23 protein-coding genes and 1 tRNA gene are annotated in these 25,524 nt (G+C 65.6%); 12 read left to right on the forward strand and 12 right to left on the reverse strand.

Annotated features, from left to right (window positions below):
• The coding region (locus tag P5705_RS18225) for a hypothetical protein (protein ID WP_277462277.1) at nt 1-262 on the forward strand (262 nt) is incomplete at its 5' end.
• 72 nt (nt 263-334) lie between these two features.
• Here P5705_RS18225 and P5705_RS18230 read toward each other — a convergent pair.
• Entirely contained in the window at nt 335-496 is a 162-nt protein-coding gene (locus P5705_RS18230) for a hypothetical protein (RefSeq protein ID WP_277462280.1), read from the reverse strand.
• 10 nt (nt 497-506) lie between these two features.
• On the opposite strand from P5705_RS18230, the gene P5705_RS18235 reads away from it, so the two are divergent.
• Nucleotides 507-710 carry a hypothetical protein gene (locus P5705_RS18235; RefSeq protein ID WP_277462282.1) on the forward strand — a complete coding sequence of 68 codons (204 nt, stop codon included), beginning with the start codon at nt 507-509 and terminating at the stop codon, nt 708-710.
• A gap of 58 nt (nt 711-768) precedes the next feature.
• Here the strand turns inward: P5705_RS18235 and P5705_RS18240 are convergent, their stop codons facing one another.
• A complete protein-coding gene (locus tag P5705_RS18240; protein WP_277462284.1) occupies nt 769-2,442 on the reverse strand; it encodes an AMP-binding protein in 1,674 nt (557 codons plus the stop codon).
• 286 nt (nt 2,443-2,728) lie between these two features.
• Between P5705_RS18240 and P5705_RS18245 the strand changes: the two genes are divergently transcribed.
• From P5705_RS18245 to P5705_RS18260, 4 genes are read left to right on the forward strand one after another with little or no spacing between them, the layout of a single operon-like run.
• Nucleotides 2,729-3,892, forward strand: a complete 1,164-nt coding sequence (locus P5705_RS18245) for an isovaleryl-CoA dehydrogenase (protein ID WP_277462286.1) — start codon at nt 2,729-2,731, stop codon at nt 3,890-3,892.
• A 19-nt stretch (nt 3,893-3,911) separates the two neighbouring features.
• Nucleotides 3,912-5,519 (forward strand): carboxyl transferase domain-containing protein, encoded by a 1,608-nt coding sequence (locus P5705_RS18250; protein ID WP_277462287.1) that lies wholly within the window; start codon nt 3,912-3,914, stop codon nt 5,517-5,519.
• 3 nt (nt 5,520-5,522) lie between these two features.
• Entirely contained in the window at nt 5,523-6,338 is an 816-nt protein-coding gene (locus P5705_RS18255; RefSeq protein WP_277462288.1) for a gamma-carboxygeranoyl-CoA hydratase, read from the forward strand.
• Nucleotides 6,335-8,290, forward strand: a complete 1,956-nt coding sequence (locus P5705_RS18260; RefSeq protein WP_277462289.1) for an acetyl/propionyl/methylcrotonyl-CoA carboxylase subunit alpha — start codon at nt 6,335-6,337, stop codon at nt 8,288-8,290. Before P5705_RS18255 ends, P5705_RS18260 begins: the two co-directional genes overlap by 4 nt.
• A 173-nt stretch (nt 8,291-8,463) precedes the next feature.
• Here the strand turns inward: P5705_RS18260 and P5705_RS18265 are convergent, their stop codons facing one another.
• Nucleotides 8,464-9,168: an XRE family transcriptional regulator gene (locus P5705_RS18265; protein WP_277462290.1), complete on the reverse strand. Its 705-nt coding sequence runs from the start codon at nt 9,166-9,168 to the stop codon at nt 8,464-8,466.
• A gap of 89 nt (nt 9,169-9,257) precedes the next feature.
• Here P5705_RS18265 and P5705_RS18270 point away from each other — a divergent pair, with 89 nt between their 5' ends.
• The 3 genes from P5705_RS18270 (at nt 9,258) to P5705_RS18280 (ending at nt 11,840) form a co-directional block, all read left to right on the forward strand.
• Nucleotides 9,258-9,572, forward strand: coding sequence for a DUF6124 family protein (locus tag P5705_RS18270; protein WP_277462292.1), 315 nt, complete (start codon nt 9,258-9,260; stop codon nt 9,570-9,572).
• A 429-nt stretch (nt 9,573-10,001) separates the two neighbouring features.
• The gene (locus P5705_RS18275) at nt 10,002-10,520 is read left to right on the forward strand and encodes a DUF4880 domain-containing protein (RefSeq protein ID WP_277462295.1); all 519 of its coding nucleotides are present in this window, start codon (nt 10,002-10,004) and stop codon (nt 10,518-10,520) included.
• A gap of 171 nt (nt 10,521-10,691) precedes the next feature.
• Entirely contained in the window at nt 10,692-11,840 is a 1,149-nt protein-coding gene (locus P5705_RS18280; RefSeq protein ID WP_277462298.1) for a M14 family metallopeptidase, read from the forward strand.
• Between the two features lie 160 nt (nt 11,841-12,000).
• Here P5705_RS18280 and P5705_RS18285 read toward each other — a convergent pair whose 3' ends face one another.
• From P5705_RS18285 to P5705_RS18315, 7 genes are all read right to left on the reverse strand, one after another.
• Nucleotides 12,001-12,978 (reverse strand): Csu type fimbrial protein, encoded by a 978-nt coding sequence (locus P5705_RS18285; RefSeq protein WP_277462300.1) that lies wholly within the window; start codon nt 12,976-12,978, stop codon nt 12,001-12,003.
• Nucleotides 12,969-15,290, reverse strand: coding sequence for a fimbria/pilus outer membrane usher protein (locus tag P5705_RS18290; protein ID WP_277462303.1), 2,322 nt, complete (start codon nt 15,288-15,290; stop codon nt 12,969-12,971). The genes P5705_RS18285 and P5705_RS18290 overlap by 10 nt, the downstream gene beginning before the upstream one ends.
• An 80-nt stretch (nt 15,291-15,370) precedes the next feature.
• Nucleotides 15,371-16,147: a fimbrial biogenesis chaperone gene (locus P5705_RS18295; protein ID WP_277462304.1), complete on the reverse strand. Its 777-nt coding sequence runs from the start codon at nt 16,145-16,147 to the stop codon at nt 15,371-15,373.
• A 34-nt stretch (nt 16,148-16,181) separates the two neighbouring features.
• Nucleotides 16,182-16,676, reverse strand: coding sequence for a Csu type fimbrial protein (locus P5705_RS18300; RefSeq protein ID WP_277462363.1), 495 nt, complete (start codon nt 16,674-16,676; stop codon nt 16,182-16,184).
• Between the two features lie 12 nt (nt 16,677-16,688).
• Nucleotides 16,689-17,222 carry a Csu type fimbrial protein gene (locus P5705_RS18305; RefSeq protein WP_277462305.1) on the reverse strand — a complete coding sequence of 178 codons (534 nt, stop codon included), beginning with the start codon at nt 17,220-17,222 and terminating at the stop codon, nt 16,689-16,691.
• A 17-nt stretch (nt 17,223-17,239) separates the two neighbouring features.
• The gene (locus tag P5705_RS18310) at nt 17,240-17,770 is read right to left on the reverse strand and encodes a Csu type fimbrial protein (RefSeq protein WP_277462364.1); all 531 of its coding nucleotides are present in this window, start codon (nt 17,768-17,770) and stop codon (nt 17,240-17,242) included.
• A gap of 24 nt (nt 17,771-17,794) precedes the next feature.
• Nucleotides 17,795-18,268, reverse strand: a complete 474-nt coding sequence (locus P5705_RS18315; RefSeq protein WP_431196960.1) for a Csu type fimbrial protein — start codon at nt 18,266-18,268, stop codon at nt 17,795-17,797.
• Nucleotides 18,269-18,593: 325 nt separating this feature from the next.
• On the opposite strand from P5705_RS18315, the gene P5705_RS18320 reads away from it, so the two are divergent.
• From P5705_RS18320 to P5705_RS18330, 3 genes are read left to right on the forward strand one after another with little or no spacing between them, the layout of a single operon-like run.
• Nucleotides 18,594-20,834 carry an ATP-binding protein gene (locus tag P5705_RS18320; protein ID WP_277462308.1) on the forward strand — a complete coding sequence of 747 codons (2,241 nt, stop codon included), beginning with the start codon at nt 18,594-18,596 and terminating at the stop codon, nt 20,832-20,834.
• A 14-nt stretch (nt 20,835-20,848) separates the two neighbouring features.
• Nucleotides 20,849-21,310 carry a response regulator gene (locus P5705_RS18325; protein ID WP_277462310.1) on the forward strand — a complete coding sequence of 154 codons (462 nt, stop codon included), beginning with the start codon at nt 20,849-20,851 and terminating at the stop codon, nt 21,308-21,310.
• Nucleotides 21,311-21,320: 10 nt separating this feature from the next.
• The gene (locus P5705_RS18330; protein ID WP_277462311.1) at nt 21,321-23,711 is read left to right on the forward strand and encodes a hybrid sensor histidine kinase/response regulator; all 2,391 of its coding nucleotides are present in this window, start codon (nt 21,321-21,323) and stop codon (nt 23,709-23,711) included.
• 50 nt (nt 23,712-23,761) lie between these two features.
• Here the strand turns inward: P5705_RS18330 and P5705_RS18335 are convergent.
• Both P5705_RS18335 and P5705_RS18340 read right to left on the reverse strand, forming a co-directional pair.
• Nucleotides 23,762-23,836, reverse strand: a tRNA-Gln gene (locus P5705_RS18335).
• 533 nt (nt 23,837-24,369) lie between these two features.
• Entirely contained in the window at nt 24,370-25,446 is a 1,077-nt protein-coding gene (locus tag P5705_RS18340; RefSeq protein ID WP_277462312.1) for an ABC transporter substrate-binding protein, read from the reverse strand.
• Between the last annotated feature and the right edge of the window lie 78 nt (nt 25,447-25,524).

Here is a 25,524-nt window from a genome sequence, read left to right on the forward strand (position 1 = left end):
GCGCAAAGCCGACGAAGCCGAGGCCAAACGCATCGCCGATGAATCCGCAGCGGCCCAATCAACCATGCTCGCGGCCGTAAAAAAACTCGTTGGTTCCAACGTTTCGGTTCATCTGAAAATCAGCTCGGGCTACGGCGACTTTCTCTTTGGATTATTGAGAGGCGTCAACGAGGAAGCGGGTATAGCCACGCTCACTCACGCCACATTGCAACGGGAGCTCAGCTTCAAAATTTCCAACATCGCAAGAATTAGCAAAGATTGATTACTCAATCGCACGCGACAAGGGGAAATGCGCCCCGGCAACAGGGGTAGCATTACGAGACAGGGGCTGGCCTCAAGTAAACTTCATCGATGGAGTACCAAAACCGTGATAATCAGCATTCATTGTTGCCTCAGCCCCATCAATTACTTCCGTCAGCGCCACACCTGATATTTTTACCAGTAGCCATATCGACCAACCTGCTGCTATTAATTGAGCGCTCACCCACTGCAACAAGGAGTTCACCATGGCAAAGATAGATGATCTGAAAGGTCTGCTCGCCGAAAAATACGGCAAGGAGGAGGACGACATCGAGGGCACCACCCTTATCGCTGCGATCGTCACTGACAAGAACCTCGCCACTCACGTAAGAGACAAGTTCAATAAAGAAATCTCCACTAGCGACCTGGAAAACCTCACCGACATCAACAGCCTGGTCAATCTATTGTGACAGCAGACTGGCATGAGTCCCTTCTTCGGCCTTGTAAAACTGAAGAAGGGGCGTTTCATCACCGCCCCGCCAGCTCCTCGATACTCACTTCCCGCATCCGAAACTTCTGCACCTTCCCCGTCACCGTCATCGGAAACTCATCGACAAAACGGAAATGCCTTGGCGTCTTGAAATGCGCCAGCCTGGCCTTGCACCACTGCTGCAATTCCTCGGCCGTGGCACTGTGCCCGGGATGCAGGCGAATCCACGCCACCACCTCTTCCCCATACCGGCTGCACGGAATCCCCACCACCTGCGCCTCGGCCACCGCCGGGTGGGTGTGGAAGAACTCCTCCAGCTCACGCGGATAAATGTTCTCGCCACCGCGAATGATCATGTCCTTGTTGCGCCCGACGATGCGCACATAACCCTCGTCATCCATCACCGCCAGGTCGCCGCTGTGCATCCAGCCGGCCGGGTCGATGGCGTCGTGGGTGGCCTGCAGGTTGTCCCAGTAACCGAGCATCACGCTGTAACCCCGGGTGCACAGCTCGCCGATCTCGCCACGGGCAACGATGCACCCGTCGCCGTCCACCAGTTTGGTCTCCAACTGCGGCTGGGTGCGGCCCACGGTGGTCACGCGCAGTTCCAGGCCGTCGTCCGGGCCGGTCTGCAGCGATACCGGGCTGGTCTCGGTCATGCCATAGGCGATCTGCACTTCGGCCATGTGCAACTGGTCGATCACCTTGCGCATCACCTCGATCGGGCAGGTGGCGCCGGCCATGATGCCGCTGCGCAGGGTGGACAGGTCCAGCGCGGTGCGGCTGGGGTGGTCGAGCATGGCGATGAACATGGTCGGCACGCCATAGAGGATGCTGGCGTGCTCCTCGGCCACGGCACGCAGGGTGAGCTCGGCGTCGAAGGCGTCGTTGGGGTAGATCATGGTGCTGCCGTGGGTGATGCAGCCGAGGTTGGCCATGACCATGCCGAAGCAGTGGTACAACGGCACCGGGATCACCATGCGGTCGCGCTCGGTCAGGCCCAGGCTCTCGCCCACCAGGTAACCGTTGTTGAGGATGTTGTAGTGGCTCAGGGTGGCGCCCTTGGGCGCGCCGGTGGTGCCGGAGGTGTACTGGATGTTCACCGGCTGGTCGAATTGCAGGCTGTGCTGACGGGCCTCGTAAGCGGCTGGCTCCACCTCCCCGGCCCGACCGGCCAGTGCGGTCCAGGGCAGGAAGCCCGTCGGCGGTTCGGCGGCCAGGCTGATCACGCCGCGCAGATCAGGCAGGCGTTCGCTGACCCGTTCGCCCACGGCCGCCCCCCCGAGTTCAGGCACCAGTTCCTGCACCATCGCGTGGTAGTCGGACGTCTTGAAGGCATCGGCGCACACCAGCCAGCGGCAGCCGGACTGGCGCAGCACATATTCCAGCTCACCCACCCGATAGGCCGGGTTGATGTTGACCAGGATCGCGCCGACCTTGGCCGTGGCCAATTGCAGGATGCACCACTGGGCGCAGTTGGGCGCCCAGATACCAACCCGCTCGCCCACCTCAACCCCCAGCGCCATCAAGGCTCGGGCATGCACGTCGACCTCGACGGCCAGCTCGCGCCAGCTGTAGCGCAGGCCCTGGTGGCGCACTACCAGGGCTTCGCGCTCGCCGTGGCGGGCGACGGTGGCATCGAAGGCCTGGCCGATGGTCAGGGTAAGCAGTGGTTGGTCCTGGCGGCCGCGCGTGTAGCTTGGTTGAGGCATGGCGATCCCTTCTTGTGGTTGTTCTGGGCATGACTGAAACAGGCGGCAATTACTCTGGCGCAGATTTACGTTTACGTAAAGGTGACGTTCCGATTGACACGTTCGGAAGGCAGGTTTACGTTAACGTCAACCACGCATCACGCCGACCCTGCAGGAGCGGGCTTGCCCCGCGATGAGGCCGGACCAGGCAGTACTGCTGGCCGTTCTGACGGGCATCGCGGGGCAAGCCCGCTCCTACAGGGCCGGCGTGGTACCTCGAATTTCAAGAACAAGAAGGTGCCCCCACATGCATTACCCCAGCCTGAACTTCGCCCTGGGCGAGACCATCGACATGCTCCGCGACCAGGTGCGCACCTTCGCCGCCGCCGAGCTGGCGCCGCGCGCCGCGCAAATCGACCACGACAACCTGTTCCCCGCCGACATGTGGCGCAAGTTCGGCGACATGGGCCTGCTGGGCATCACCGTCCCTGAAGAATACGGCGGCGCCGGCCTGGGCTACCTGGCCCACGTGGTGTCGATGGAAGAGATCAGCCGCGCCTCGGCGTCGGTGGCCCTGTCGTACGGCGCCCACTCCAACCTGTGCGTCAACCAGATCAATCGCAACGGCAGCCACGAGCAGAAGCTCAAGTACCTGCCCAAGCTGATCAGCGGCGAGCACATCGGCGCCTTGGCCATGAGCGAGCCCAACGCTGGCTCCGACGTGGTGTCGATGAAGCTGCGCGCCGAAAAACGCGGCGACCACTACGTGCTCAACGGCAGCAAGACCTGGATCACCAACGGCCCCGACGCCAATACCTACGTGATCTACGCCAAGACCGACCTGGACAAGGGCCCCCACGGCATCACCGCGTTCATCGTCGAGCGCGACTGGAAGGGCTTCACCCGCAGCAACAAGTTCGACAAGCTCGGCATGCGTGGCTCCAACACCTGCGAGCTGTTCTTCGACGACGTCGAAGTGCCGGAGGAAAACATCCTCGGCCAGCTCAACGGCGGCGTGCGCGTGCTGATGAGCGGCCTGGACTACGAGCGTGTGGTGCTGTCGGGCGGCCCGACCGGCATCATGCAGAGCTGCATGGACCTGGTGGTCCCGTACATCCACGACCGCAAGCAGTTCGGCCAGAGCATCGGCGAGTTCCAGCTGATCCAGGGCAAGATCGCCGACATGTACACCCAGCTCAACGCCAGCCGCGCCTACCTGTACGCCGTGGCCCAGGCCTGCGACCGCGCCGAGACCACCCGCAAGGACGCCGCCGGGGTGATCCTGTACACCGCCGAGCGCGCCACGCAGATGGCCCTGGAAGCGATCCAGATCCTCGGTGGCAACGGCTACATCAACGAGTTCCCGGCCGGCCGCCTGCTGCGCGACGCCAAGCTGTACGAGATCGGTGCCGGCACCAGCGAGATCCGCCGGATGCTGATCGGCCGCGAACTGTTCAACGAAACCCGCTGAGCACAAGGAACGGGCGCACATGGCTACCTTGCATACCCAGATCAACCCGCGCTCGGCGGAATTCGCCAGCAACAGCGCGGCCATGCTCGAACAGGTCAACCACCTGCGCGGCCTGCTCGCCCACATCGCGCAGGGCGGCGGGCCGAAGGCCCAGCAGCGGCACACCTCGCGTGGCAAGCTGCTGCCCCGCGAGCGCATCGATCGCCTGCTCGACCTGGGCTCGGCGTTCCTCGAGATCGGCCAGCTGGCCGCCCATGAGGTGTATGGCGAGGACGTGCCGGCGGCGGGTGTAATCGCCGGCATCGGCCGCATCGAAGGCGTGGAATGCATGATCGTGGCCAACGACGCCACGGTCAAAGGCGGTTCTTATTATCCGCTGACGGTGAAGAAGCACCTGCGCGCCCAGACCATCGCCCTGCAAAACCGCCTGCCGTGCATCTACCTGGTGGACTCCGGCGGCGCCAACCTGCCGCGCCAGGACGAGGTGTTCCCCGACCGCGAGCACTTCGGGCGGATCTTCTTCAACCAGGCCAACATGAGTGCTCTGGGCATCCCGCAGATCGCTGTGGTGATGGGCTCGTGCACCGCCGGTGGCGCCTATGTGCCAGCCATGGCCGACGAGGCGATCATGGTGCGCCAGCAGGCGACCATCTTCCTCGCCGGCCCGCCTCTGGTGAAGGCCGCGACCGGTGAAGTGGTCAGCGCCGAGGACCTCGGCGGCGCCGATGTGCACTGCCGCACCAGCGGCGTGGCCGACCATTATGCCGACAACGACGAGCACGCCCTGGCCATCGCCCGGCGCAGCGTGGCCAACCTCAACTGGCACAAGCAGGGCAAGCTGCAATGCCAGGCCCCCATCGCGCCGCTATACAACGCCGAGGAGCTGTACGGCGTGGTGCCGGCCGACGCCAAGCAGCCGTTCGACGTGCGCGAGGTGATCGCGCGCCTGGTCGACGGTTCGGTGTTCGACGAGTTCAAGGCGCTGTTCGGCACCACCCTGGTGTGCGGCTTCGCCCACCTGCACGGCTACCCGGTGGCGATCCTGGCCAACAACGGCATCCTCTTCGCCGAGGCCGCGCAAAAAGGCGCGCACTTCATCGAGCTGGCCTGCCAGCGCGGTATCCCACTGCTGTTCCTGCAGAACATCACCGGCTTCATGGTCGGCAAGAAGTACGAAGAAGGCGGCATCGCCAAGCACGGCGCCAAGCTGGTGACCGCGGTGGCCTGCGCCCAGGTGCCGAAGTTCACGGTGATCATCGGCGGCAGCTTCGGTGCCGGTAACTACGGCATGTGCGGCCGCGCCTACGACCCGCGCTTCCTGTGGATGTGGCCCAACGCGCGCATTGGCGTGATGGGCGCCGAACAGGCGGCCGGGGTGCTGGCCCAGGTCAAGCGCGAACAGAGCGAGCGCAGTGGCGAGGTGTTCAGCGCGGACGACGAGAAGAAGCTCAAGCAGCCGATCCTCGACCAGTACGAGCGCCAGGGCCACCCCTACTACTCCAGCGCCCGGCTGTGGGACGACGGCGTCATCGACCCGGCGCAGACCCGCGACGTGCTCGGCCTGGCGCTGTCCGCCGCGCTGAACGCCCCGATCGAACAGAGCCGCTTCGGCATTTTCCGGATGTGACCCATGAGCGACTTCGCGACTATCGAACTGGTCAAGGACCCTCGCGGCTTCGCCACCCTGTGGCTGAGCCGGGAAGACAAGAACAACGCCTTCAACGCGCAGATGATCCGCGAACTGATCGTCGCCCTCGACCAGGTCGCCGAAGACAGCAAGCTGCGCTTCGTGGTGCTGCGTGGCCGTGGCCGGCATTTCAGCGCCGGCGCCGACCTGGCCTGGATGCAGCAGTCGGCCGAACTGGACTTCAACACCAACCTCGATGACGCCCATGAACTGGGCGAGCTGATGTACGCCCTGCACCGCCTCAAGGCCCCGACCCTGGCCGTGGTGCAAGGCGCGGCCTTCGGCGGCGCGCTGGGGCTGATCAGCTGCTGCGACATGGCCATCGGCGCCGAAGACGCCCAGCTGTGCCTGTCGGAAGTGCGTATCGGCCTCGCCCCCGCAGTGATCAGCCCGTTCGTGGTCAAGGCCATCGGCGAGCGCGCCGCCCGCCGCTATGCCCTCACCGCCGATCGCTTCAGCGGCGTGCGCGCCCGTGACCTGGGCCTTCTGGCCGAGGTATACCCGGCCGCCGAGCTGGACACGCACGTCGAGGCCTGGGTCGACAACCTGCTGCAGAACAGCCCCCAGGCCCTGCGCGCCACCAAGGACCTGCTGCGCGAAGTGGACGATGGCGAGCTGAGCCCGGCGCTGCGCCGCTACTGCGAGAACACCATCGCCCGCATCCGCGTCAGCGCCGAAGGCCAGGAGGGCCTGCGCGCCTTCCTGGAAAAACGCCGCCCCGCCTGGCAAACCGAGCACAAGAAGGAGCCGCGCCCATGAGCCGCCCCACCCTCACCACCCTGCTGGTCGCCAACCGCGGCGAGATCGCCTGCCGGGTGATGCGCACCGCCAAGGCCTTGGGCCTGACCACCGTGGCCGTGCACAGCGCCACCGACCGGGAGGCGCGCCACAGCCGCGAAGCGGACATCCGCGTCGACCTCGGTGGCAGCAAGGCGGCTGAAAGCTACCTGGTGGTCGACAAGCTGATCGCCGCCGCCAAGGCCAGCGGCGCCCAGGCCATCCACCCGGGCTATGGCTTCCTCTCGGAGAACGCCGGTTTCGCCCGCGCCATCGAGCAGGCCGGGTTGATCTTCCTAGGCCCACCGGCCAGCGCCATCGACGCCATGGGCAGCAAGTCGGCGGCCAAGGCGCTGATGGAAGCCGCAGGCGTACCGCTGGTGCCGGGCTACCACGGCGAGGCCCAGGATCTCGACACCTTCCGCGCCGCCGCCGAGCGCATCGGTTACCCGGTGCTGCTCAAGGCCAGCGCCGGGGGCGGCGGCAAGGGCATGAAGGTGGTCGAGGAGGAAAGCCAGCTGGCCGACGCCCTGGCCTCGGCGCAACGTGAAGCGCAGTCGTCGTTCGGCGATGCGCGCATGCTGGTCGAGAAGTACGTGCTCAAGCCGCGCCATGTGGAAATCCAGGTGTTCGCCGACCAGCATGGCGCCTGCCTGTACCTCAACGAGCGTGATTGCTCGATCCAGCGCCGCCACCAGAAAGTGGTCGAGGAAGCACCGGCGCCGGGTCTGTCCCCTGACCTGCGCAAGTCCATGGGCGAGGCAGCGGTGCGCGCGGCCCAGGCCATTGGCTATGTCGGCGCGGGCACCGTGGAGTTCCTGCTCGATGCCCGCGGCGAATTCTTCTTCATGGAGATGAACACCCGCCTGCAGGTGGAGCACCCGGTCACCGAGGCCATCACCGGTCTCGACCTGGTGGCCTGGCAGATCCGCGTCGCCTGCGGCGAGCCGCTGCCGATCACCCAAGAACAGGTGCCGCTGATCGGCCATGCCATCGAGGTGCGGCTGTATGCGGAAGACCCAGCCAATGAATTCCTGCCGGCCACCGGCACCCTGGCGTTGTACCGCGAGTCGGCGCCGGGCGAAGGGCGTCGGGTGGACAGCGGCGTCAGCGAGGGCGATGTGGTGTCGCCGTTCTACGACCCGATGCTGGGCAAGCTGATCGCCTGGGGCCAGGACCGTGAGCAAGCGCGCCTGCGGCTGCTGGCGATGCTCGATGAATTCGCCATTGGCGGGTTGAAGACCAATATCGCCTTCCTGCGCCGGATCCTTGCGCACCCGGCGTTTGCGCAGGCGGAGCTGGACACCGGCTTCATTCCGCGTCACCAGGACGTCTTGCTGCCTGCGCCGCAGCCCTTGCCGGCACTGTTCTGGGAAGCCGCCGCCGAGGCCTGGTTGCAAAGCGAGCCTGCGCTACAGCGCAAGGACGACCACGCTTCGCCGTGGGCGACCCGCGATGGCCTGCGCCTGGGTTTGCCGGCGCGCAGCAGCCTGCACTTGCAATGCGAGGGGCATGAGCAGGCGGTGGCGCTGGAGCGCAGCGCGCCTTCGACCTACCAGTTGGAGGGTGAGCAGCTGTGCCACGACCAGGACGGAATGCGTCGTCGCCATCTGGCGGTACGCCGGGGCGGCACGTTGTACCTGCAATGGCAGGGTGAATTGCATGCCGTCAGCGTTCATGACCCGATTGCCGCAGCGGAAGCCAGCCATAGCCATCAAGGCGGCCTGGGCGCGCCCATGAACGGCAGCATCGTGCGGGTGCTGGTCGAGCCGGGGCAGGTGGTCGAGGCCGGGACCGCGCTGGTGGTGCTGGAGGCGATGAAGATGGAGCACAGCATTCGGGCGCCCCATGGGGGGACGGTGAAGGCGCTGTTCTGCCAGGAAGGGGATATGGTCAGCGAAGGGACGGTGCTGGTGGAGTTGGAGGCGGAGTAATGGCGGCGATGTGTTCGCCGAAAGGGTTGTTTCGCCTATGAGATCGAGCGCCGCCCGCGCGGCGCATGCGCCGCCCAGGCGGCGCATGCGCCGCGCAGGCGGCGCTCGATCTCAAGAGCGCTGCAGGGCAACCGCCTGGCACCTGGCCGCCCCAACGCGGTCCCCGCGCAAATCTAGAGCACCCCGTGCATCCGCACCACGACGCCGAGAAACTCGCAGCCCTCCTCGCACACCAGGGTCGGATAGATATTGTTGAGCGCCTTCAAATACCGCTGCCCACCCTCCTCGGTCAACTGCCGAAAGATCGCGGATTTGCCCGGCAGCCGGACAATCACCAGGCGCCCCGGCTCGGCAGCCACCCCATCATCGACCAGGATCCGAACCCCCTCGGGCACACTTCTGCCGCTGGCCGCGCTCATGGTGTCGTTTTCAACCGTCAACCAGAACGCCTTGCCCTGGGCCAGGTAGTCGGTCTGCTCGAAGACATCGGGCGCTCCCTGCTCCTGGCCCAACGAGGCCCAGTCACGCACCGGATAGCGGAAGCACACAAAGTACTTCGCCAGCCCGTCGTCATCATCCTCATCCTCGAGACCATAACGCGCCCGTTCCTCGCCCACCTGCCCCAGCACACGCAGCTGCATGCTGACCTGGTAGTGCGGCATGCCCAGTTCGATGAACGTGCGGTTCATCGAGTCGACCCGGGGTTGGCGCCGTTTCTTCAGCCAGTGGCCGATGCTGCCCTGGGAAACCCCAACGCGTTCGGCAAGCTGCTCCTGGGAGATATCGAGCTCCTCGATCCGTTCCCGGACGAGGGCGATCCATTTGTCCATATTCATCGCAGGCACGATACGGACTGCCTCCATGCGTTCAATACACATCAAGTAGTATTTGCTACAAAGCGCTTTAATACTTTAGGTATTAGAATCTGACTTCACCTTTCACCCATTGGCATTCGCAGGTAATCAGGATGAACAGTTCGAAAGATACGGATACAGATCTCGACGAAGAAGCCGCCCGCCGCGCCCTCGACTACTACCTCAACCCCACCCCCACCGCCGCTGAGCTGGAGCGCTCGCTCTGGACCTTGCGCGAAGGCGTAACCACCGCTCAAGCCAGCGAACACGCCATGGCCCTGTTGCGCTGCGCCTCGGCCACGGCACAGGAAACCGGCGCCCATCTGCAGGGCACGACGCGGGAAGTGGTGTTTGCGTTGATGCACATGATCAACATGGCCCGCGCGCTACTAGAACAGCGCCACGCCATGGAGAAAACATCGATCTGAAGGGAGAACGTGATAGCCGACGAACGGCAATAGCCCCAATTGCCGGGGACTGGAGGTGCGTCAGGAGGATTTTTTTACCGGAACACGGAAAAATCATTTGACTGGCAAATGATAACCATTATTATTGCGCTTAGCAGGTCGCGAGACCCGCTGGATAACCTGCAACGTCCTCAGGTCGAACGCTCAGATTATCTCCTCATCAGGCTAATCACGGTTTTTGACCCGGCTTTTTGCCGGGTCTTTTTTTTGCTCTTCAGGCTAATGAAGATCGTTGATGGCCGCGATGATAGCAATAATGTGTCAGCACGTGAACGCTCATTACAAAAGTTTGCGGAATCAGCACTTGAGAATCAATCTCGTTAAGACTAAGCTGACTCCGCATCAGGGAAGATGCCCCCACCCTTTCACCTCATGAGCAAGGAGCTGTCCATGACCCGCCTGCTGCTGCCCCTTGAGCACGACCCGCGCACCGCCGAGCAAACCCGCGACGACGCGTTGCTGCATGCCCTCAAGCGCCTGCCCCGTCGGGTCCAGCAAGTGTTCCTGCTCAACCGCCTCGACCAGGTCGGTTTCGCCGAGATAGGCGAACGCCTCGACCTGCCCTTGATCAACATCGAACGCCACATGAACCAGGCCCTGCAGACCGCCCGTGCGCCGGGTGATGCCCTGGCGAGCATTGCCGGCCAGTGGTACGTGCGCTTGCAGAGCCCGCAGGTGACTGCAAGCGAACGCATCGATTTTCGCCGCTGGCTGGATGCCGACCCCGATCATCTGCGTGCCTTCCACGAAACCGAACTGCGCTGGCGCAGCCTGCTTGCTCCAGCGCGGCAATTGGGCCACGACGCCTGGTACCGACAAGGACGCGCGGCGCTGTCACTGGGTGGCTGTTCGATAGCCGTGGGGCTTGCCGTTGCAGCCCTGACCGCATTGGGTTTGCTGTCCTTGTAGGAGCGGCTTCAGCCGCGATGCAGGCAACGCGGTGCCCAGGCCCCCGCCTCGCGGGGGATCGCGGCTGAAGCCGCTCCTACAGAGGGCGTGCCAAATGGTTTGCCAGGGATGGGAGCCCAACGCCAAGCGGTGTAGAGTACGGTCACAACAAACGCCAACAGGAGGCTGGCAATGACCGTGACGCTCTCCCCGCTGCACATCGACTGCGATTTCGACTCCGGCAACATTCTGGTCAAGGATGCCAGTGACCCGGCGCACGTCCACCTGGACATCCGCAAGGACAGCCACAGCGACCACTTCCAGTGGTTCCACTTCAAGGCCAGCGGCCTCACCCCAGGTCAATCCCACCGCTTCAGCCTGGACAACGCCCATGCGTCCTCCTACAAGAACGCCTGGGACGGCTACCACGCCGTGGCCTCCTACGACCAGCAGACCTGGTTCCGGGTGCCCAGCCAATACGATGGCAAGGCGCTGAGCTTCGAGCTCAAGGCTGAGCAAGCGCAAGCCTGGTTCGCCTACTTCGAGCCCTACCCCCGCGCCCGCCACAACCAACTGATCGAACGCGCCCGGCAGATCCCCGGCGTCGAGCTGCTGGCCAGCGGGCGCAGCGTGCAGGGGCGCGACATTCCGCTGCTGCGTGCGGGCAATGGCGCGGCCGGCAAGCGCAAGCTGTGGATCATCGCCCAGCAGCACCCGGGCGAGCACATGGCCGAATGGTTCATGGAGGGCGTGATCGACGCCCTTGATAAAAACGGCCCGGCCATCCAGCAACTGCTGGCCAAGGCCGACCTGTATCTGATCCCCAACATGAACCCGGACGGCGCCTTCCTCGGCCACCTGCGCACCAACTTCAAGGGCAAGGACCTCAACCGTGCCTGGCAGGACGCCAGCGTCGAGCTGAGCCCGGAAGTGTTCTTCGCCCAGAGCCAGATGAAGCTGCATGGGGTGGATGCGTTCATCGATGCCCATGGCGACGAAGAGATTCCCCACGTGTTCACCGCCGCCTGCGAAGGCAACCCGGGGTACACGCCGCGGATCGAGAAGCTGGAAGCGCTGTTCCGCAGCACCCTGTGCAGCCTGACGCCGGACTTCCAGACGAAATACGGCTACACCCGCGACGAACCGGGCATGGCCAACATGACCCTGGCCTGCAATGCCGTGGGCCAGGCCCATGATTGCCTGTCGCTGACCCTGGAGATGCCGTTCAAGGACCACGACGATGCGCCGAATCCGCGCACCGGGTGGTCGGGTGAGCGGTCGAAGGCGTTGGCCGGCGCCGTGCTGGAGACGCTGTTGAAGATGGTCGACGACCTGCGCTAAGTAACGCGATCCCGTGTAGGAGCGGCCTTGCGCCGCGAAAGGGCTGCAAAGCAGCCCCAGCAATATCTGCCGCGACGCTGAGATCCTGGGGCTGCTCCGCAGCCCTTTCGCGGCGCAAGGCCGCTCCTACACGGGGATTGTGCACGGCAGGCAGCATTACTCAGAACTGCACATCCAGGATCACGCTGTCGGTATAGGTCGCCGCCGGCGGCGTGGCCTGGTCGGTGTACACCTTGGCGTTGTAGTTGAACACCTGGCTGCCCGTACCGGTCCCCGCCCCGGGGTTCACCTCGGCATCGCTGCTCGAACGCCGCGCCGCGCCCACCGAGCCCCAGCGCACCACGCCGGCGCTCTTGAAGATGTCGTAGGCCAGGTAGTTGTTGGCACTGGACTTCATGCGCCGCCGCCCGCCCGAAACATTCTGCCCGTCGTCCAGCCCCACCGTGTAGTTGCTGCCCTTGGTGCACGACACGCTCACGCTCTGGTTCACCGTGCCGAACCCGGCCACCACCGGTGCGCTGGCGAAACTGATGTTGGGCGTGGTGATCTGGCAGTCGTTGCTTACCGTCAGGCTGACGTTCAGGGTCTTGCTGCCACTGCCGATATCGCGCCCCAGGCAGATATTGCCGATGCCGATGCCCGAGCAGTAGTTCCAGCTCCAGGCGACGGTCAGCGTCTCCTGGTACACGCCCGCCGCGACGTTGGCGCCGACCACGGTCTTCAGGTACAGCGGCACGGTCTTGGGCGTGGGGCCGTTGAGCAGCCCGAGGGCGTCGAGGATGCCGTTGCGGGCGAAGTCGAACTGCACGCCGCGGCTGATCGGGTAGCTGGTGGTGTTGTCGGCATAGATCGTATAGGGAATGACGTCGCCGGTCGGCCCCACCAGCCCGCTGGTGGCGGAGGTGATGGTGGCGTAGAAGTGATCGGAGCTGACCAGCAACGACAACAGCGAGCCGGTGCACTGCAACCCGGCGTTGGTGGTGGAGGCGTTCTGCACCGTGGTGCGCACCAGGGTCGAGTTGATCGAGCCAAAGGCTGCCGGTGCGGTGGCCACCGATGAACACAGCGCCCAGGCGGCTCCGCCAGGCAGCAACAGGGCACCCAGCACCAGCCAGACTTTGAGCGCCTTTATCGGCATACCAGCGGGCCGATCAACGGAATCGGCCCCTCCCCTTCCGGCAGGTCGAACGTCACCTGGCACTGCCCCCCGTCGGTCTTGTCCACTAGCAGGCGGTTATGTGGCGCCAGGTTCTCCAGGTACACCAGCCCATCCCACCCCACCACCGCCTCGCCGCCGCTTTCCTGGTGGCGCACCCGGCTGCCGAGCTTGAGCTCCCGCTGGTCACCGTCGACCAGCACCAGGCTCGCCGCCAGCACACGCTTGAGCGGGAACTCCAGCAGGTAGCCGCTGCCACGACGCACCGCCACGCGCTGCTCCACCTGCGGCGCCAGCACATCGGCGGGCAGGTCCATGGGGTCGATCTCGTACTTGCCGCGGTAATAGCCGCTGCTGTAGGGCACCAGCAAGTGGCCATTGCGGTCGGTGCGCCCGATCTGCTGGTTCTCGTAGCGCACCGGCACGTCGGCGTAGCCACTGGTGCTGACCACCACGAAGGCATCGTCGATGCGGTTGGCGGCGAACAGGCCCGCATCCATCAGCACCAGCGAGCCACTGGCGTCGGCCCAGCGAGTCATCTCGCCGCTGCTGCCGTAGGCGCCCACCTGCAACTGCACCGACTGCAGGCGCCAGGTCAGGTCGGCCTGGCGGTAGTCGTCGCGATTTCCGCCGGTGGCGTAGCCCAGGTTGTAGCCCACCCCGCCGCCCACCGGCACCGCCTGGCTGTAGTTGACCCGCTGCAGGTCCTGGCCATCCTTGCTGCGCTCGGCGCTGAAGGCCAGGGTGCCGCGCAGGTCGAAGGGGATCACCAACTGCGCCTGCACCGCCCACTGGCTGTCGCCGACTTCGCGGTTGGCCGACAGGTACAGGCTGCTGTTGCCCCACAGCGGCTTGCTCCAGCTCAGGTTGACCAGCCGCGTGCGCGTGCCGTCACCGGCGCGCACGTCGAAGTAGCCGGCGCCGAGGCTGCCGTAGCGGTCCAGGTTCAGGCTCAGGGTGGCCTGCTCGCTGCGCTGGCTCAGGCGGGTGTAGGGGCTGTCGACCAACGACAGGTCGGCGTAGTCGCCGTGGCGTTGCACGCGCTGGTAGTTGAAGCCGATGCGCCGGCTGTTGTACTGGTAGCCCAGCGCTACCTGCTGGCCGGTGTCGCCTTCGAAACGGCTCTGGGCCATCGCCGCGTTGAGCACGCCGAAGTTGCCCAGGCGCAAGTTGCCGCCCAAGCCGCCGAGCATCATCGACTGGGCGGTTTCGGCATGGGTTTCCAGGGTGAAGTAGTCGGTAACGCCATGGCGCAGGCTGGCCGATGCCACGCCCGGGCCATAGCCGAAATCGCGCACGGCATAGTCGCGGCGCAGGCTGCCGGCAGCCACCGAGAAGTCCGACAAACCCTTGGCCAGCAGGCTGCTGGTGACATAGAACGGCAAGGTGGTGGACACCTGGCGGCCAAGGGCGTCGGTGGTCACCACCACCGCCTCGCCGGCACCGTTGATGAAAGGCACGTTGGTCAACGTATAGGGGCCCGGCTGCAGTTCGGTGGTGCTGCTTTTGTAGCCGTTGATGAACAGGTCCAGCGAGGTCGGTACCGCCGCCTCGCCGGCAAACGCGGGCAATGGGTAGGTGACCAGGTCGGGGCGCGCGCTGAAGTCCCGTGACAACTGCAACCCGCCAACGCGCACCGAGGTGGTCCAGGGCAATGCGCCGGTCACCAGGTCCCCTACCTCATAGGTGAGCAGACGCTGGTCGTCGGTGTAGCGGAAGGTGGTGTCATAGCGCAGGAAGCCCTGGCGGCTGTTGTCCTGGGCGCCGTTGAATGACTGGCGCCATTGCCCGGTGGTGGAAAAGGTACCCCAATCGTCGAACAGCCGTAGCTCGTTCCAGGCGGCGAGGTAGCTGCCGCCTTCGTCGGTGTCGTTGAGGTAGGCGTCATAGTTGAACAAAGCACCAAAGCTGCTGCGGGCATCGCTGGCCGGGTACAGGCTGCGCTCCCCCAGTTGCTGTTCGGGCAGCCAGGCTGGCGGCACTTGCAGCAACAGGCGCTGGTTCTGGCTGTCATAGTCGCTGTGCAAGCCGGGAATGGCGTCCAGCGCCACCTCGCCCCAAGGGTCGCCCGGCAGCCTGATCCCGGCGCCACGCAACACCTCGCTGTCCAGGTACAGGCGCCCGGCGCGCTGCTGCACCGGCACCAGCTCAGCCTTGCCCACCTGGTTCACCAGCAGGTCGAGGTACAGCGTCGCATCGGTGATGGCGGCGCTCTCGGTGGGCGGTGGCGGCAGTTCGTCGGCCGCGCCCAGGCCAGGGCCCAGTACCGCCAGGCCCAGCCACAACCGGTGCATTGCCACCCGCACCCAGCTCACACACGATTTCCAACCATTGCCGGGTCCTCCCTGGCCCCTGACAGACGTTCACCCGCGTATCACTGGCTCTGCCTGATGGCCTGCGCCGCGTCCTGGCCATTGACCCGGCCCTTGAGCACACTGGCCGCCCCGGGCGCGGCCGGTGCCGGCCAGCGCATGCTGGCGCCAGGCAGCACATAGCCGAGCAAGCCTTCGACCAGGGGTTTGTCCTGCCCACCCTGCTGCAACACCACATCGGTCAACCGGGCGTGCACCGGCCCGGTGTTGCGCAGCTCGACATAGGGCTTGCCCTGCACGGTCACCGCGCGCCAGCTCAGTTGCGGCTTGCCGACCCCTTCGGCGCTGCGCTTGCCCTCAGGGTCGGGCTTGCCCCACAGCCCCTCGCCATAGACGAACAGCGGCACCGAGTAACGCATCTGCAAACGGATCGCCGCCTTCGGCCCGTCGCTGGCGGTGTCGGCCGGCAAGGGCGAGGGGATCTCGTCGATGATGATGCGGTAGGCCTGCTCCTGGCCGGCCGGCGAATTGCCGGTGCGGGTCAGCCGGACCAGCTGCTTCTGCCCCGGCGCGATGTTCGCCACCGGTGGGCTGCCGATGATCTCGCGCTGGTTCTGGAACTGTTCCTGGTACTCGCCCTGGCGCCAGGCGAACACCCGTACCTGCAGGCTGGTCGGCGCCGTGCCGCGGTTCTCCAGCCACAGCGCGCCGGCCTTCTGGTCGGCCTCCAGCACCGGGTCGATCGGCCAGATCAGCACCGAGGTGGCCGCAAAGGCCGGTGCGCTGGCCAACAGCAGCAGCCCGATGATCCCACGCGCCCGTTTCGCGCCTGCCCCCATGCCCCTCTCCTTCTCTGTTATCCGCGGCGGCCTTTCACCAGGTCACCGTCACTTGCACGACATCGGTGTAGGTCCCGGCCGGCAGGGTGCCGGTCAGGGTGGTACGGCCATAGACCGGCAACGTGATCGCCGTCGGGTCGCTGTAGCTCACCGCCACGCTGCTGCCGATACCCAGGCTCTGGCTGAACCCGGCATCGCGATACAGCTGGTAGGCCAGCAACTGCGTGCCGCCCGAACGCTTGAGGTTGCGCGTGCCGCTGGCGCTGTTCTGGCCGCCGTCCAGGCTCATGCTCAGGGCCACACCGGGGGTGCACTGGAAGGTCACCGTGCTGCCGCCGAGCGAGGTGCTCAGGGTGGCCGTGGACAGCGCCGAGCTGGTGCCGTAGTCGAGCACGCCATAGGCCGTCACACCGCCGACCACCAGGCAACCGGCGACGATCTGCGCCGTCACCTGGAAAGTGCTGGTGGTGACCGCGTGGGCACCCTGGGTCAGCGCCAGGCACAGCCCGACGGCCAGCAGCCGCGCCATGCCCGGCATGGTTCAGAAACTCAGCTCGACCGCCACCGTGTCGGTGTACACCCCGGCCGGCAGGCCGGCTTTGCCGCGGGCCTGGCCATACAGGTTGACGGTCTGCGCCACGCCGGTGCTGGTCGGCAGGGTGATGGTGCCGTCGATCGCCAGCAGCTGAGTGTGTCCGGCGTCGGTGTAGAAGTCGTAGGGCACGAAATTGCCCGAGCCATCGGCCAGGGCCCGGGTCCCCCCAGCGGACTGCGAGTCATGGGTTCCAGCACGTACCTTGATCGTCGGCACCGTGCCTGCCGAGCAGAGAATGCTCATGGCCCCGCCACCGCCGCCGAGCACCTGGCCGTTGGCGGTGGTGAACAGCGAATCCTGGGTGCCGAAGTTGAGGCTGCCGAAGTTCAGCCCCGAGGTGCCGCCGCTGCCGTTGACCTGGCAGGCGGCGGTCAGCGTCAGGGTCGAACTGATGATGCCGGTGACGGTGGCGGCGTGGGCCTGGGCGGCCAGGGCCAGGCCAAGGCCGGCGAAGATGCAGCGGGTGAGATGCTTGGGCATCGGAGTCTCCTTGCGTGTTACCAGTCCAGGGTCACCCTTAGGGTGTCGCGATACAGCCCGGCGGGCAGCGCGCGCGGCTGCGCGACCACCACGCCGTAGATGGGCACGGGCACGTGTTCGGTGTTGCTGATGGTGAAGGTGCGGGCCTGGCCGATGCCGTAGCGGCTGTTGCCGCCCGGGTCGACCGCCAGTTGATAGGGAATGAGTTCGCGGCCATTGCTCAGGCGGCGCACGCCGTCGCCGCCATTGAGCCCGCCATTGATCCGCACGCTGAAGGCGCGCACCTGGGGCGTGCAGCTGATCTGCAGGCTGCCTTCGGCGCCGGGCTCGTCCACGCGGCTGGTGAGCGGCTGGTCCCAGGTCGGGCCGCGCGAGCCGAAGTCCATCACCCCGTTGTTGCCCGCCACGGTAGGTTGCTGGCTGCTGATCTCGCAGGCGGCGCTGATCACCAGGCGTGCCTGGATGAAGCCGGTACTGGTGCCATGGGCCACGCCTGCGGGCAGCAACAGTGGCCCCAGGGTGAGCAGCAGGATCGATGTGCGTTGCAACGCGTCCTTGTGCATGGCCTTCCCCTACCAGGTGACCGTGACTTTGAGCAGGTCGGCATACAACCCGGCATGGGGTACCCAGGCCAGGCTGTCGATCCGTGCGTACAGGGGGAGCTCGAGCGAACCGCTGTCCGGTATCCGCGCCGATTGCGCGACATCCACCGCCAGCGGCATTTGCCAGGCGGCGTCACGGTAGAGGCGGTAGGGAATCGGCCGGGCTTGTGGGTCGCGGCTGGCGAGGTAGCGCACCTCGCCCACGCCGCCATGCTGACCGCCATCGACGCGGACTTGATACGGGGTGTCAGGGTTGCACTCCAACCGCGGTGGCCGCTGGCTGAGCAGCACCCCGCTCAAGGGCGCGCCCGGGCCGTCCAGGCGCGCGGCGCTGCCCAGGTCGATCCGGCCCAGGGCCTGGGCGCCGGCATCGCGCTGCTGGTTGACCAGCATGCAACCGCGTTGCACACGCACCTGCACCTCGACGAGAAACTCCGCCGCCATGGCACTGCCGCTCAACCACAGGCCCAACAGCGCGGCCTTCAAGCATTGCGTCACCTGTCGATCCTTGTCTGCATGGGTTGAGCTTGAGCGTAGCAGCGGGTTTGCAGCCAAGCGGTCGCGCACGCCCCCTCTTTAGCATTAATGCCTAGGCTGAATTCGCCTGAACCACTTGGAAAAACCAGTAGTTGCCGGAGTAAACCCCGTAGCTGCCTACCCCTCAAATAGTCATATCCCGACAAACCGGCCAAGGTTCTGATACCTTCATGACGACCATCCTGTGCCATACGCACCCCCGTGCGTGGACGGACCCTGCCAGGAGTTACCCGTGACCACTGCCCCGATTTCACTCGACCAGGCCATCGAACGCTGTGCCCAGGAGCCTATCCAGATACCCGGCAGCATCCAGCCTCACGGCTTCCTGCTGGTGCTGGACGAACACAGCCTGCGCATCGTCCAGGCCAGTGAAAACACCGAACGCTGGCTCGGCGTGCCGGCCCTGGAACTGCCTGGCCAGGCATTCGACGAACTGGTCGGCGAAGACTTCGACCTGCGCCGTCACCTGGCATCCCTGCCGGAAGACGAGATTTTCCCTTTCCATATCGGCGATGTCCGCCTGCGTGAAGGCGCCCCCTGCCAGGCGCCGCTGCGGGTACTGGCCCACCGCCACGACCTGGTGCTGTTCCTCGAGTTCGAGCCCTGCCGCGGCTCGGCCAAGGGCGACTACTACCCACTGGTGCGGGCCTTCGTCAGTACCCTGCACCAGGCCACCAGCATCGACGATTTGCTGCGCCAGTCGGTGCGCCAGATCAAGCGCATCACCGGCTTCGGCCGGGTCAAGGCCTACCGCTTCGACGTCGAAGGCAATGGCACGGTGCTCGCCGAAGACGCCGACCCTGGCTATCCCCAGTACCTGGGGCTGTGCTTCCCCGCCTCCGACATCCCGCGCCAGGCCCGCGAGCTGTACCGCATCAACCGCATCCGGGTGATCGAGGATGCCAACTACCAGGCCTCGCCGCTGGTACCCGCCGCCAACCCACGCACCGGCAAAGCCCTGGACATGAGCTTCGCCTCGTTGCGCAGCGTGTCCCCGGTGCACCTGCAGTACATGCGCAACATGGGCACCCTGGCGTCGATGTCGCTGTCGATCGTGGTCGACGGCAAGCTCTGGGGCCTGCTGTCGTGCCACCACGACCAACCGCGGGCCGTGGATTTCCAGACCCGCACCGCCTGCGAACTGCTGGCCAATGTCCTGTCGCTGCAGATCGAGGCCCACGAGGCCCACAACAGCACGCGCTTGCTGCTCGACCTGCGCCAGCACATCGTGCACATGCTCTCGTCGATGGCCGACCACGACAGTGTCGGCGACGGCCTCCTCGCCCTGCCCGAGGTGATGCTGCAGTTCGCCGGCGCCACGGGGGCGGCGATCATCAGCGCCGAGCGTTGCGACCTGATCGGCCACACGCCACCGGCGGCGCAGGTCAACGCCCTGGTGCACTGGCTGGCCCAGCGCGGCGAAGACCTGGTGTTCCACACCGACAACGCGCAGCGTGACATCGACGTGCTGCCGGAGCTGGGCCGGCATGCCGCAGGCGTGCTGGCCGTGGCCATCTCGCAGCTGCACTCGCACTACCTGCTGTGGTTCCGTCCGGAGCAGGCGCACACGGTGAACTGGGCCGGGCGCCCGGAAAAACAGCTCGCCCTCCTGGGCAACCTCAATCCGCGCCACAGCTTCGAGCGCTGGCAGGAAGAAGTCCGCGGTTTCAGCGCCGCCTGGCACCCGTTGACCCTCGAAGGCGTGCGGGAGCTGCGCGGCGCGGTGCTCGGCATCGTCCTGCGCAAGGCCGAGGAACTGGCCCAGCTTGCCGGCGAACTGAAGCGGTCGAACAAGGAACTCGAGGCATTCTCCTACAGTGTGTCCCACGACCTGCGCGCGCCGCTGCGGCATATCGCCGGCTACAGTGAACTGCTCGGCGAGATCGAAGGTGAACACCTGAGCGAGCGCGGCAAGCGCTTCCTCGGGCATATCGGGGAAGCAGCGCAATTCGCCGGCACCCTGGTGGACAACCTGCTCAACTTCTCGCAGATGGGCCGCTCGGCGCTGCGCCTGTCGGATGTCGACCTCAATACCCTGGTCGATACCATCCGCACGGAGATGGCCCCCGACTACGCCGGCCGGTCGATCCTCTGGGACATCGCCGCGCTGCCCAAGGTGATTGCCGACCCGGCCTTCATCAACATGGTCCTGCACAACCTGATCTCCAATGCCGTCAAATACACCCGCAACCGCGATCCTGCGCGCATCGAGGTGGGTGCCGTGCAGCACCGGCACGAGATCGAGGTGTACGTGCGCGACAATGGCGTGGGCTTCGACATGGCCTATGCCGACAAACTGTTCGGGGTGTTCCAGCGCCTGCACCGCATGGAGGAATTCGAGGGTACCGGGATTGGCCTGGCCAGCGTGCGGCGCATCATCGAGCGCCATGACGGCCGTGTCTGGGCCCAGGGCAGCCTGGGCCAGGGGGCCAGCTTCCACTTCACCCTCCCCCGCCAACCGATGACCGTCTGAGGCCGCTGCCCATCATGCTCAAGCCCATCCTGCTGGTCGAAGACAACCCCCAGGACCTGGAACTGACCTTGCTGGCCCTGGAACGCAGCCAGCTGGCCAACGACGTGGTTGTCGTGCGCGACGGCGCCGATGCCCTGGACTACCTGCTGCGGCGCAACGCCTTCGCCGAGCGCGCCGACGGCAACCCGGCGGTGATGCTGCTGGACCTCAAGCTGCCCAAGGTCGACGGCCTCGAGGTGCTCAAGGAAGTGCGCGCCACCGCGCAGTTGCGCAGCATCCCCATCGTCATGCTGACGTCCTCGCGCGAGGGGCCCGACCTGCGGCGCGCCTATGAGCTGGGCGTCAACGCCTACGTGGTCAAGCCGGTGGAGTTCAAGGCGTTCGTTACCGCGATTTCTGGCCTGGGGATGTTCTGGGCCGTCCTCAACGAGCCGCCGCCCGGCTCCCTGCGGCTGAACCGTCGCGACGACCACTGAGGCAGTCACCATGCAGACGACGCCACTGAAACTGCTGATGGTCGAAGACAGCTCCATGGACGCCGAGCTGATCCTGATGCGCCTGGAGCGCAGTGGGTTGCAGGTGCAGTCACGCCTGGTGTTCGACCACGTCGGCGCCGAGCACGCCCTGCGCATGAGCACCTTCGACCTGATCCTGTGCGACTGCGTGCTGCCCGCTTCCTCGGGCACCGAGGTGCTGGCCATCGCCCAGCGCATCGCGCCGGATACACCGTTCATCTTCCTCTCCGGCATCTACGGTGAAGAGCACGCGGTGGAGATGATCCGCCTCGGCGCCACCGACTATGTGCTGAAGAAAAACCTGCCGCTGCTACCCAAGGCCGTGCGTCGGGCCCTGACCGAAGTGCAGGAGCGTCAGCGTCGGCGCCGCGCCGAGGAAGCCTTGGCCGACATGGAGGCCCGCGCGCGGATCGCCATCGATGCCGCCGGCATGGGCAGTTGGGACTACAACCCACAGGGTGGCCGCATGCAGTGGGATATGCGCTGCAAGGCCCTGTTCGGCCTGCCCGCCGACACCGAGATGAACCTTGAAGTGTTCTTCGCCGGCATCCACCCCGAAGACCTGCCCAGGGTGCGCGACGCGGTCGAGCAGGCCATGCGCGAGGACAGCGGCGGCCATTACCGGGTCGAATTCCGCATCGCCCCGGCCGGCGCCCTGGAGCCACGCTGGTTGCTCTCCAGCGGCCAGACCCAGTTCGTCGATGGCCAGTGCGTGCGCTTCTCCGGCGTGCTGCAGGACATCCACCAGCAGCGCCAGGCCACCCGAGCCCTGGAGCAACTCAATGAAATACTCGGCGAGCGGGTCGAGCGCCGCACCCGCGAACGCGACCGCGCCTGGGAGCTGTCCCACGACCTGCTGGCGGTGCTCAACAAGGACCTCACACCCGTGGCGCTGAACCCGGCGTGGGAGGCGAGCCTGGGCTTCACCCGCGAACGCCTGGGGCAGATCTCACTGCTGCAACTGCTGCCCGAAGCCGACCAGCAGGCCTTTCTCGCCGAAATCGGCGCCCTGGCCGAGGGCCGCGCCAGCGCGCGCTTCGTCGGCCGCATCCTGCATGCCGGCGGCCAGCAGCGCTGGCTGTCGTGGGTGGTGGTGCCGGATGACAGCCTCCTGTATGTGGTGGCCCGCGATATCTCCAGCGAGCGCGAGTCGGCGCTGGAGCTGGCCGAGGCCAACACCCGCCTGCGCGAACAGATCGCCGAGCGCGAACGCATCGAAGCGGCGCTGCAGCAAATGCAGCGCCTGGAGGCGGTCGGCCAGCTCACTGCCGGGGTGGCTCACGACTTCAACAACCTGCTGACCGTCATCCTCACCGGCGCCAGTTTTCTCAAGAACGACCTGGACAAGGGCCTGATGGACAAGGCCCATGGCCGCCTGAAGCACATTCGCGAAGCCGGCGAACGTGGCGCCAAGCTCACCGCTCAGCTGTTGGCGTTTTCCCGCAAGCAACGCCTGGAACCCGTGCCGCTGAACCTCAACCGCACCCTCGGCGGTTTGGAGGAGCTGCTGCGCCGCACCCTGGGCGGCCGTGTCTCGGTGCGCCTGGACCTGGAGACCCACCTCTGGTTCGCCCTCACCGACCCGACCCAGACCGAGATGATCATCCTCAACCTGGCGATCAATGCCCGCGACGCCATGCCCAATGGTGGCCAACTGACCCTGGCCACCCGCAATACCCGAGTCAGCGCCCAGCCTCAGCGCCCGCAAGACCCGGAGCCCGGCGACTATGTGATGCTGACCATCAGCGACACCGGCTGCGGCATGAGCGAAGAAGTGGCGGCCAAGGTCTTCGAGCCCTTCTTCACCACCAAGGACATCGGCAAGGGCTCGGGCCTTGGCCTGGCCCAGGTGTTCGGCTTCGCCAAGCAGAGCGGCGGTGGGGTGCGCATTGACACCGCGCCCGGCCGCGGCACGCAGGTCAGCGTGTACCTGCCCTCGGTCAGGGCCCAGGTTGCTCACGCCACACCAGACCTGGACAAGGGGCGCCCGCCGGCCGGTGGCGGCGACCGCAGCATCCTGCTGGTGGACGACGACCATCTGGTGCGCGAGATGATCGGCGATGTGCTGCGCCGCCAGGGTTATCGGGTGCGCCAGGCGCACAACGGCGAACAGGCCCTGGCGTTGCTCGATGACGCCACCGACTTGCTGCTGACCGACTTCGCCATGCCCGAGTTCAATGGCGCGCAACTGGCACGGGCGGCACGAGCGCGCTACCCGCGGCTGCCCGTGGTGTTTCTGACCGGCTACGCCGAACTGGATGGCCAGGAACTGCCGGGCAGCCTGGTGATCCAGAAACCTGTGCACGAGCAAGTGCTGGCCCTGGCGTTGGCCGAGCTGTTGGAGAACGGGAATCTGGAATGAAAAAAATCGCCAGCCGGCGATTTTGATTTGCTTTGAAAGCAGAGAAGAAATGGCAGGGGCGGCTGGATTCGAACCAACGCATGGCAGGATCAAAACCTGCTGCCTTACCGCTTGGCGACGCCCCTGTATCGGATATGACGAGCGCCTGATGCACTGCCAATCTGACCATTCACCGCAAGCTCCGTGTGTTGCTGTGCGGGAATGGCCGGCACTTTAACAACCTTTTCCCAAGGTGGGAAGCATTATTTTAAAAAAATTCGCAGAAAAACAGCAGGTTAGTCGCCGGCAGCCGATTTTGCGGTGAAGCTTTCAAGCGACAGGTGACGCGGCGCATGCACGCGCATCGGCTATTGAATGGGCCTGCAACGACCAGAACCAACCCCACGAAGCCCACCGCCCACGGATATCCCTTCCGCAGGCGGCTCTCAAGTGAGCTTCACGACCAGCGCAAATCACCCGCTATTGATGGCTGACCCAATACACCGCCGTGACCACCACCAGCACGATCAGACACAGGATCGCCCAGGCATCGACACTGCTGTCAGCTTTGCGGACCTTGCTTGAGTTTCCCATTGCATTACCTCTTGTAGTGGTTATGGGAATGCACTTCGCAAGCAGCAGTTAAGTCCAGCAATGCCCTTCACTCAAGCAGGGTCTTTCAGTAGTCGACGGGTGACATGAGGAAGGGATAGCGAAAACTCTCCGCCCGCCCTTCAGCGCTGTAACGGTGGAAATCGATACCGTGGCCATCCTGGTCCAGCAGCCTCAGCCAACGCCGGGCCTTGTCCACGTCGATCAGTTGCAGGGACGGCACCTGATACTCCTGCCGCCCGTCACGGTCCACCGCCAGGCCCAGGGCATCGTCATGCAACATGACCATGGCCCAGCCTCCCATGGTGAAATGCCCGCCCATCAACACCCCCAGGCGCCCATCGATACGCGCCCGCAGGGCCTCGGGCGAGCTGTTGACCGCGCTGAACACCACATCGCGCCCCGGCATCCGGCCCGCCGCCTCGAACGCCCGCATGGCACCGAATGCCATCTCGTCGTTGGCCGACCACACCAATTGCGTGCCTGGGTAGCGCTCCAGCAGCAGCTGCGCCTGCTCGAAGGCACGCTGGCGACTCCAGCCGCCGTACACCACCTGGCGCAGGCGCACCTGAGGGTGGTCGGCCAGCGCCCGGCGCATACCCAGTTCGCGCAACTGCGAGGCAGGCGTGGTCTTCACGCCGGCGAACGCCAGCAGGTCGACCGGGCCATCCACAGGTGGCAACTGCGCGACCATCGCCTTGAGCATCTGGTAGCCGGCCTCCTCATCGTTGCTGACGAGGGTGCCGAGAATCCGCGGGTACTTCTCCGGCTGGGCCTGGATGCTGCGCAACTGGTCCTCGGTCAGGCCATTGTTGACCAGGAACAGCTTCACCCCTGTGCCACGGGAAAGGCGGATGACCTCCGGCGCCACGTACTGTTCATTGACCAGCACCAGGTAGTCGGGGCGTTGCGGCCCCTGCAGCACCGCACGGGCCAAGGTCAGCGTGCGGTCGGCACTGCGTTCGCTGTACTGCACGCGCAGCGCCATCCCCAAGTCCTTGGCGGCGGCCTGCATGAAACGCGAATAATCGACCCAGAACGTTTCGTTGGAATAACCCGGGTTGAGAAACACCACCGAGGCAGCCTGCGCGCCGGCTGCCAGCGGCAGGCTCAGGCACAGGCCCTGGCACAAGGCCTTGAGCATGCGGTTACATCCCTGCGAAACAAACCTCGGATTATAGCCAGATGGCGTGCCAGAACGGACAAATGCCAGTCAGTCTCA

This window comes from Pseudomonas entomophila (genome assembly GCF_029478665.1).
Taxonomy (GTDB): Bacteria; Pseudomonadota; Gammaproteobacteria; order Pseudomonadales; family Pseudomonadaceae; genus Aquipseudomonas; species Aquipseudomonas entomophila_F.